The sequence below is a fragment of the uncultured Oscillibacter sp. genome (assembly GCF_947654275.1).
Taxonomy (GTDB): Bacteria; Bacillota; Clostridia; order Oscillospirales; family Oscillospiraceae; genus Oscillibacter.
Map to the genome: position 1 here is coordinate 46,280 of NZ_CANTJS010000020.1, position 7,305 is coordinate 53,584.

A 7,305-nucleotide genomic window follows, 5' to 3' on the forward strand; every position below is an offset into this window, starting at 1 on the left:
CCGGTCCCTCAGACCTCCTGCGCCTGATGAAGCTGGGCGGCATACAGCACGCCGCGCATCAGCATGGCCCGGGTCATGGGGCCCACGCCGCCGGGCACCGGGGTGATGAAAGCGGCTTTTTTCTCCACCGCCTCAAAGTCCACGTCGCCCCGGAGCTTTCCGTTCTCTCCCCGGTTGATGGCCACGTCAATCACCGCGGCCCCCTCCTTCACCATATCCCCGGTGACCAGTCCGGGGCGGCCCACGGCGGACACCAGAATGTCCGCCTGACGGGTGTGCTCCGCCAGGTTTTCCGTCCGGGAGTGGCAGAGGGTGACGGTGCCGTCGGCCTGGGTCAGCAGAGCCGCCAGAGGCTGGCCCACCAGACTGCTCCGGCCAATGACAACACAGCGCTTCCCCCGGACGGGGATGTCATAGGCCTTCAGCATCTCCATGACGCCGGCGGGGGTGCAGGGCCGGAAGCCCTCCCGGCCCAGGGTCATCTTGCCCACGTTGAGGGGGTGGAAGCAGTCCACGTCCTTGTCGGGGCGGATGGCCTCCAGCACCTGTTTGGAATCCAGCCCCTCAGGCAGGGGGAGCTGGACCAGGATGCCGTCTGCCGCCGGGTCGTTGTTCAGGGCTTGAATAAGGGCCATCAGGTCCTCCTGGCGGGTGTCCGCCGGAAGCCGGTGGGCAAGACTGCGGATGCCGCACTCGGCGCAGTCCCGCTCCTTGCCCCGTACGTAAATTTGAGAGGCCGGGTCCTCGCCCACCAGGACCACCGCCAGAACCGGTTGGGCGGGCAGCGCCGCCGCCTCCTCCCGGACCTGGGCCTTGATTTTGGCCGCCAGGGCCTTTCCGTCAATCCATACCGCCATTGGGTTTGTCCTCCTTTGGTTTTTCGCCTTCCGGTTTTTCGCCCACAGGTTTTTCGCCCACAGGTTCCTCGCCCTCGGGTTTTTCGCCCTCCGGCGGGGGGCAGTCCTCCTCCCCGCCCCTCAGGCCCGCCGCCGGGGCGGCGGAGAGAACCCCGGCCTCCAGACGGGCGTCCGCCTGCATCCGCGCGGCGGCTTCCGCCGCCTCGGCCTCCGCCCGAGCCTCCGCCTCCGCCGCCAGCCGGTTCACCAGCAGGTTTTCCGGCAGGGCCTTCCGAATCCGGATGTTGTAGAACAGCATGACGGCAGCCACACAGGCCATGACCAGGCTCAGGGCCTGGGAGACCCGAATGGGCTGGCCCAGGAAGGTCCAGTCGAAAAGATACAGGCTGTCGGTCCGCAGGCCCTCAATCCAGGACCGGCCCAGGCCGTACCACAGGAAGTAGAACCAGGTGTTTTCCCCGTCGAACCGCCGCCCCCTGGAGACGATGAAGAGAATCAGCCCCAGACCAAGCAGGTTCCAAAGGCTCTCATACAAAAAGGTGGGATGGACCTCCACAAACTGATACTGGCTGACCCACAGCCGCATCCGCCAGGGCAGCTCCGTAGGGCCGCCGAAGGCCTCCCGGTTGATGAAGTTGGCCCAGCGGCCAATGATCTGGCCCAGCAGCAGGCCCATCACCGCCAGGTCCGCCATGGCCCCGAAGCGGATTTTCTTCCGCCGGGCGTAGAGAAAGGCCACCAGCGCCCCGGCAATCACGGTGCCGTAAATGGCCAGGCCGCCGTCCCAAATGGCGATGATCCGGCCCCAGTCCAGGCCCCCGGCTGCATTCCGGTACAGGTCCAGGTAAAACACCACATAATAGATTCGGGACCCCAGGATACAGCAGGGCACCGCCCAGAGCACCAGGTCCAGCACGTTGTCCTCCGTCAGACCGTACCGGGGGGCCAGCTTCATGCACAGCAGCATCCCCGCCAGAGAGGCCAGGGCCAGGATGATGCCGTACCAGTAAATCCCGTGGCCGACGTGCAGGGCCACCGGGTCCGGGTTGAACTCCCAGCCGCCGAACAGGCCGGGAAAGGAAATGGGCATATCTTTCAGCGCAGTCAAGGCAATTGCTCCTTCTTTCTTGATTGGAATGCCGGAGATCAGCCCTCTTTGGGGACAATCTCGCTGAGGACCGACCGCTCCTCCGTGATGTTTTCCTTCAGAAAGGCCAGCAGGTCATCGGGTCCGATGGAGTCGAAGGTCTCCGGGAAGCGCAGGGGGTCGTAGCTGTTGAAACAGCCCTCGGTCATGGTGACGGCGATGTTTTCAAAGGAGTCCAGGCCCCGCAGGCTGGCGCCGAAGGCGGCCCGGCGAATCTGCTGGTAGAAATCCGGGTCCACGCCCTCCCGGACCAGACGGCGGGCCTCCTGGCAGACGGCGGCGGACACGGCCCGGGGGTCCTTGCTGTCGCCTCCGGCGGAGAAATAGGCCGCGCCGGGCAGCATCTCATAGGACCCGCCGAAGCTGGCGTTAATCAGCCCCTGACTGTAGAGCCGCTGATAGAGGGGGCTGGACTCCCCCAGAAGCAGGTCGCAGGCCAGCTCGCCCACAATCAGGCTCCGGAAATAGTTCTCCCCCTCCCACACCGGGCGGCACTTGAAGCCCAGCAGGAACTGAGGCAGGGAGACCTCCATGGCAATACGGCTCTCCCGCTTCGCCACGGTCTCCGGCTCCTCCTCCCACGCCCGGGAGATGGGCGCGCCGCTCTCCCGGGGAAGCACCCTGCGGGCCAGGTCGGAGATGTGGATGGGGTCCACGTCTCCCACCACCGTCAGAATCATGTTGGCGGGGGTGTAGAAGGCCTTGTGGCAGGCATAGAGCGTGTCCGCCGTGATGTGGGAGATGCTCTCCACCGTGCCGGCGATGGAAACCCGGGCGGGATTCACGCTGTAGAGGCACTGGAGCATCTGGTGATAGACCTGCCAGTCGGGATTGTCCTCAATCATGCGGATTTCCTGGCCGATGATGCCCTGCTCCTTGGCCACGCTCTCCTCGGTAAACCAGGGGATGGAGACGAAGGAGAGGAGGATTTCCAGGTTCTCCTCGAAATGCTCCGTGGAGCTGAAATAATACCCGGTGAGGGCGTTGGCGGTGAAGGCGTTGGGCTCGGCCCCGTTCTGGGCCAGGCGCTGGAGGGCGTTGCCCTCCTCGGTGTCGAACATCTTGTGCTCCAGATAGTGGGCAATGCCGGCGGGGGTGTCCCGCAGCTGTCCGTCCAGGGTGAAGCGGGTGTCCATGCCGCCGTAATTGGTGGCGAAAAAGGCGTATTTTTTGGCGTAGCCCGGCTTGGACACAATCCGGAGCTCCAGCCCGTTGGGCAGCGTCTCCAGACAGACAGACTCCCCAATCCGTTCATAAAAGCGCTGCTTCATGCCTCCGCCTCCTTTCCCCGCAGGAAGTATACCGTGTCCAGCTCCACCGTCTCCATGGCCCGGCAGATGCGCTCCAATGTGACCTCCCGGACCTTGGCGGCCAGCAGCTCCGGCGTCTCGTTCCGGCCCACGGCGGCCTGGCTGACGAAAAAGTTCTCCAGACGGCCCTGGGAATCCCCCATGGAGGCGTACGCGTTCAGCAGCGTGCTCCGGGCCCCCTCCAGCTCCCAGTCCTCCAGCTCGCCCTTCCGGACGGCCTCCAGCTGGGCCAGAATCTCGTCATAGGCCTTCTGATAGTTCTCAAACTCGATGCCGGAGGAAACGGTAATCAGCCCCTTCTGCCGGTGGAAGAGGGAAGAGGCGTAATAACACAGGGAGAGCTTTTCCCGCACGTTCAGGAAGAGTCTGGAATTGCTGCTGCCGCCGAAGAGGGTGTTGCCCAGCAGCAGGGCGGGAACGTCCTCGCTGCCGCAGGAGAAGCCCATGCCCAGCTTGCCCTGAACCACGTCCAGAGACTCGGTAACGGTCCGGACCGTCTCCGGGGCGGCGTGGGAAACCGTGGGGGGAACCTGGTCCCGGACGTTCTTCCGGGGCAGGGTGGCGAAGGCGGCCCGGAGGGCCTCCTCCACCCGCTCCAGACCGGCGCTGCCGCTGTAGAACAGTTCCAGCCGGGCGGAGGCAATCAGCTCCCGATAGAGGGCGTAGAGCTTCCGGGGCTGGATGGCCTCCGCCGACTCCACGCTGCCCAGCCGGGAAACGCCATAGGGCTCTCCGGCACACATCTCCTGAAGCAGCCGCCAGTCGGCGTAGCTGCGCTTGTCGTTGAGCACGCTGCGGATGGCGTCGGCCAGGTTCACCTGCTCGCTCTCGAAATAATCCGTCACAAAGCGGCCTCCCTCGGTGACGGGGTCGCAGATCAGCTCGCCCAGCAGCGCCGCCGCGGGCTCCAGCAGCCGTTCGCCGCCGGGGGCATACCGGTCGTCGATAAAGCCGGCCACAAAGCCCACGCATTGGCTCTCTCCGCATTTGCGGACGGTGCTGTCAATGCGGGCCCCATACAGCCGGTCCAGCCTGGCGGACAGGCTGCTCATGTCCGGACAGGTGACGGTGCCCCGCCGCAGCAGGCTGGGCAGCAGCGCGCAGGCGGAGGCGGTCTCCTGCCGGAGGGGGGTGATGAATTGAGCGGACAGAATACTTGTTTTGAATTTATTCGCCGGCAGATGGGTGAGATACATCCCGTCCGCCAGGCGGCGTCTGGTCATTTCCAAGTTCTCAGCTCCTTTTGTAAGGTTCGGGTGTGGGTGGAGAACGCCGGAAAGGCGTCCAATGTGTCAATTTATATCCAAGTATATACCGAACAGGCCGGGAATGCAAGATGGCCGCCTGAAAAACCGGTACGGGAAAACAGGCATATCCGCGGCCCTTCCGGCATAGGTTGTCCAAGAGGTGAGGGCTTATGAGAGAAACCCGCAGAGGGACGGGCCTGCTCCGCCGCCTGGAGGCGGCTCTGCTGGCCGCCGGGACGCTGTGGATGGCGGCGGTCACAGCAGGCAGCGACACCGCTTCCGCCGCCTTCGGGGCTCTGCGCGAGGCGCTGCCGCTTCAGGCGCTGCGCTGGGAGCTGGGGGATCTGTGGCGGGAGGACGGACTTTCCCCGGCGGCGGCGCTGGCCATCGGGGAATCGCCGCTGCTGCTGGCCGCCCGGCCGGCCGTGGCGGAGCGCTGGGCGCTGGAGCGGCAGGAGACGCCGGAGGAGGACGGGGAAACGGACACGCCCATGGTTCTCCCGGTGGAGGAGACGCCCCTGGAGCCGGAGACCCCGGACCCGGCGGCGGACAACGGCGTTCCCGCCAAGACCCTGGTGCCCACGGACCCCAGCGGATACACCGTCTGCGGGCGGGTGTACATCAGCAACTCCACCAGCCACGCCCTGACGGTTCCGGAGCTTCAAAAGCCCTTCGCAGCGGAGCTGTCGGAGGCGTCCCCTCAGATTCTGATTCTCCACACCCACGGCAGCGAGGGCTATACCCCCGTTCCCGGCACGGAGGTGGTCTGGTCCGGGGACTACCGGACCACGGACTACCGCTATAACGTGGTGCGTGTGGGGGACGAGATGGCGGAGGCCTTCATCGAGGCGGGCCTCTCCGTCCTCCACGACCGGACGCTCTACGATTACCCCTCCTATTCCGGGGCCTATGACCGTTCCCTGGCGGCCATTCAGAGCTATCTGGTCCAGTACCCCTCCATCCGCTTCATTCTGGACGTCCACCGGGACGCCATTGAGGACGGACAGGGGAACCAGTACAAGGCCGTGTCGGAGATTGAGGGCTTAGGCACTGCCGCCCAGATGTCCCTGGTTCTCGGCAGCGACGGCAGCGGTCTGGAGCACCCCGGCTGGATGGAGAATCTGCGGCTGGCGGCGTCCATTCAGCAGGACATTCTGGAGCGGTATCCCACACTGATGCGACCGGTGCTGCTGCGGAACTCCCGGTATAACCAGCACGCCACCACGGGGTCCCTGCTGGTGGAGGTGGGGGCCGCCGGGAACTCTCCGGAGGAGGCGGTCCTGGCAGGGCGGCTCTTCGCGGAGCGGATGGCGGCGGTGATCCGGAAGGAGGAATGATGAATTAGGAATGAGGAATTGGGATACGGCGGGGTCGCCCCCACACCCGTGATATCAGGAGGATGACGTGCAGGGGGCGGGCTCTGTCCCGCCCCGCTTTTTGGATGTGCCAGACTTCCGGGAGACGGGCCAGAACGGAGTCCGGCCCCTTCATAGTTGCTGCCAGCGGGCCGCCTCACACCTCCCGGCGGGCCGCCGGGGGCGGCGGCCCCTACAGGAATGCGTAGGGGCCGGTCCTCTGGCCGGCCCCTTTGTCAGGAATTTTGACCTTTGCTATGAATGGATTCCCCATCAGGAATTTCCCCGTGTTCACGCTCAAACTCTGAAACACGCTTCTTAATCATCTGCTCAAGCTCTTTGTTTTTCGTGCGTCCCTCGAATTCCGCGATATATCCAAGCTGCTCCAGCAGTCTCGGAGGAACCCGCAGGGTAAAGCGGGCATAGTTCTGGTCCATGATTATGACGCCTCCATAACGTAGGATTGACATTATGATAGCGTCGTATTATAATAAGCAGGAAGAATGACGCAACAGTGACGCAAACAAAGAGAGATTTTGGTAAATATGATGAATAACGACTTTGAAGAGGCGTTCAGCAGGTTTTAGAACCTGTATTCATAGCCGGGGGATGCTGGATGGACGGGAATTTTTCCTGCCAGACAAGGAAATTTTCCGCGGCAATCCTGACGGATTGCAAGGGAAATCGACGCAGTATGGCGGGAAAAAGACCGTTCAGACAGCGTTCAGCGGTTGTGAATACAGGTTCTTAGAGAGGCGGGAGTATGATGAAGCGGAAGGCGCGCTGTTTGCCATAGTCCGCGCCGCCTTCCTGGCCGGGTGGAACGCCGCCGGCGGGGAGCCTCCCACGCCGCAGAAGCTCTTTGAGCTGATTCGCTGTGAAGCCGCCGCCCCGCCTGTGCGCAAACCGGGTCCCATAAATGAATCCTGAATGACAGAGGCCGCTTTCCCGAAAGGAACAGCGGCCAGGCTGTCGAAAAAGTCTTTTTGACAATTCGACAGCCTGAGCAAATTTTTAGAACCCGTGGGAAGTTCTGAAAACTTTTGATTGAAAACGACTGGACAGCTCTTAGCGGCTTTGCCGCTTAGAGCTGTCGCGTACCCCTTGCGGGTAAAGGAACCCCTGATGGGTTCCTTTCCATCTTCCTTTCCGATGCTTTTTTCATATGCTGTTTTTTGACAAGCTGGCCGCTTTCCTGAAAGGGACAGCGGCCTCTTCTGTTTTTTACTGAAAGGATGATTCGAAGGCTGGCCGCTGGAAAATTCTGCGTCCGCGCATGAAATCCCAAAAACCAGAGACCCTATGCCAGTACGGACACCCTATTTTCAACACAGAAGGAGTGAGCCTATTTGGAAACGGGAATCCATAACACCTCCGAAATCGGACGGC

7 protein-coding genes are annotated in these 7,305 nt (G+C 63.2%); 2 read left to right on the forward strand and 5 right to left on the reverse strand.

Translation table 11 applies throughout. The features are described from left to right. Positions 1 to 8 precede the first annotated feature (8 nt). Genes folD through Q0063_RS07315 form a run of 4 tightly spaced genes read right to left on the reverse strand, consistent with a single transcriptional unit; the run spans position 9 to position 4,537 of the window. On the reverse strand, positions 9 to 857 hold the full coding sequence (gene folD / locus Q0063_RS07300; protein ID WP_297871317.1) for a bifunctional methylenetetrahydrofolate dehydrogenase/methenyltetrahydrofolate cyclohydrolase FolD: 849 nt from the start codon (positions 855 to 857) through the stop codon (positions 9 to 11). After that, on the reverse strand, positions 841 to 1,965 hold the full coding sequence (lgt, locus tag Q0063_RS07305) for a prolipoprotein diacylglyceryl transferase (protein ID WP_297871318.1): 1,125 nt from the start codon (positions 1,963 to 1,965) through the stop codon (positions 841 to 843). Before lgt ends, folD begins: the two co-directional genes overlap by 17 nt. Before the next feature lie 38 nt (positions 1,966 to 2,003). Next, entirely contained in the window at positions 2,004 to 3,275 is a 1,272-nt protein-coding gene (locus Q0063_RS07310; RefSeq protein ID WP_297871319.1) for an EF-P 5-aminopentanol modification-associated protein YfmH, read from the reverse strand. Further along, positions 3,272 to 4,537 (reverse strand): EF-P 5-aminopentanol modification-associated protein YfmF, encoded by a 1,266-nt coding sequence (locus tag Q0063_RS07315; RefSeq protein WP_297871325.1) that lies wholly within the window; start codon positions 4,535 to 4,537, stop codon positions 3,272 to 3,274. The genes Q0063_RS07310 and Q0063_RS07315 overlap by 4 nt, the downstream gene beginning before the upstream one ends. Positions 4,538 to 4,731: 194 nt before the next feature. Here Q0063_RS07315 and spoIIP point away from each other — a divergent pair, with 194 nt between their 5' ends. Further along, positions 4,732 to 5,898: a stage II sporulation protein P gene (gene spoIIP, locus Q0063_RS07320; protein WP_297871320.1), complete on the forward strand. Its 1,167-nt coding sequence runs from the start codon at positions 4,732 to 4,734 to the stop codon at positions 5,896 to 5,898. 254 nt (positions 5,899 to 6,152) lie between these two features. Here the strand turns inward: spoIIP and Q0063_RS07325 are convergent, their stop codons facing one another. Then, complete coding sequence (locus tag Q0063_RS07325; RefSeq protein ID WP_297871321.1) at positions 6,153 to 6,353, reverse strand: TraY domain-containing protein; 201 nt, start codon at positions 6,351 to 6,353, stop codon at positions 6,153 to 6,155. Positions 6,354 to 6,525: 172 nt separating this feature from the next. Between Q0063_RS07325 and Q0063_RS07330 the strand changes: the two genes are divergently transcribed. Continuing rightward, positions 6,526 to 6,846 (forward strand): hypothetical protein, encoded by a 321-nt coding sequence (locus Q0063_RS07330; protein ID WP_297871322.1) that lies wholly within the window; start codon positions 6,526 to 6,528, stop codon positions 6,844 to 6,846. Positions 6,847 to 7,305 lie beyond the last annotated feature (459 nt).

Coding starts and splice junctions, on each gene's coding strand:
- folD (WP_297871317.1), bottom strand. CDS start 857: ATGGCGGTATGGATTGACGGAAAGGCCCTGGCGGCCAAAATCAAGGCC.
- Q0063_RS07310 (WP_297871319.1), bottom strand. CDS start 3,275: ATGAAGCAGCGCTTTTATGAACGGATTGGGGAGTCTGTCTGTCTGGAG.
- Q0063_RS07330 (WP_297871322.1), top strand. CDS start 6,526: ATGCTGGATGGACGGGAATTTTTCCTGCCAGACAAGGAAATTTTCCGC.
- Q0063_RS07315 (WP_297871325.1), bottom strand. CDS start 4,537: ATGACCAGACGCCGCCTGGCGGACGGGATGTATCTCACCCATCTGCCG.
- Q0063_RS07325 (WP_297871321.1), bottom strand. CDS start 6,353: ATGGACCAGAACTATGCCCGCTTTACCCTGCGGGTTCCTCCGAGACTG.
- spoIIP (WP_297871320.1), top strand. CDS start 4,732: ATGAGAGAAACCCGCAGAGGGACGGGCCTGCTCCGCCGCCTGGAGGCG.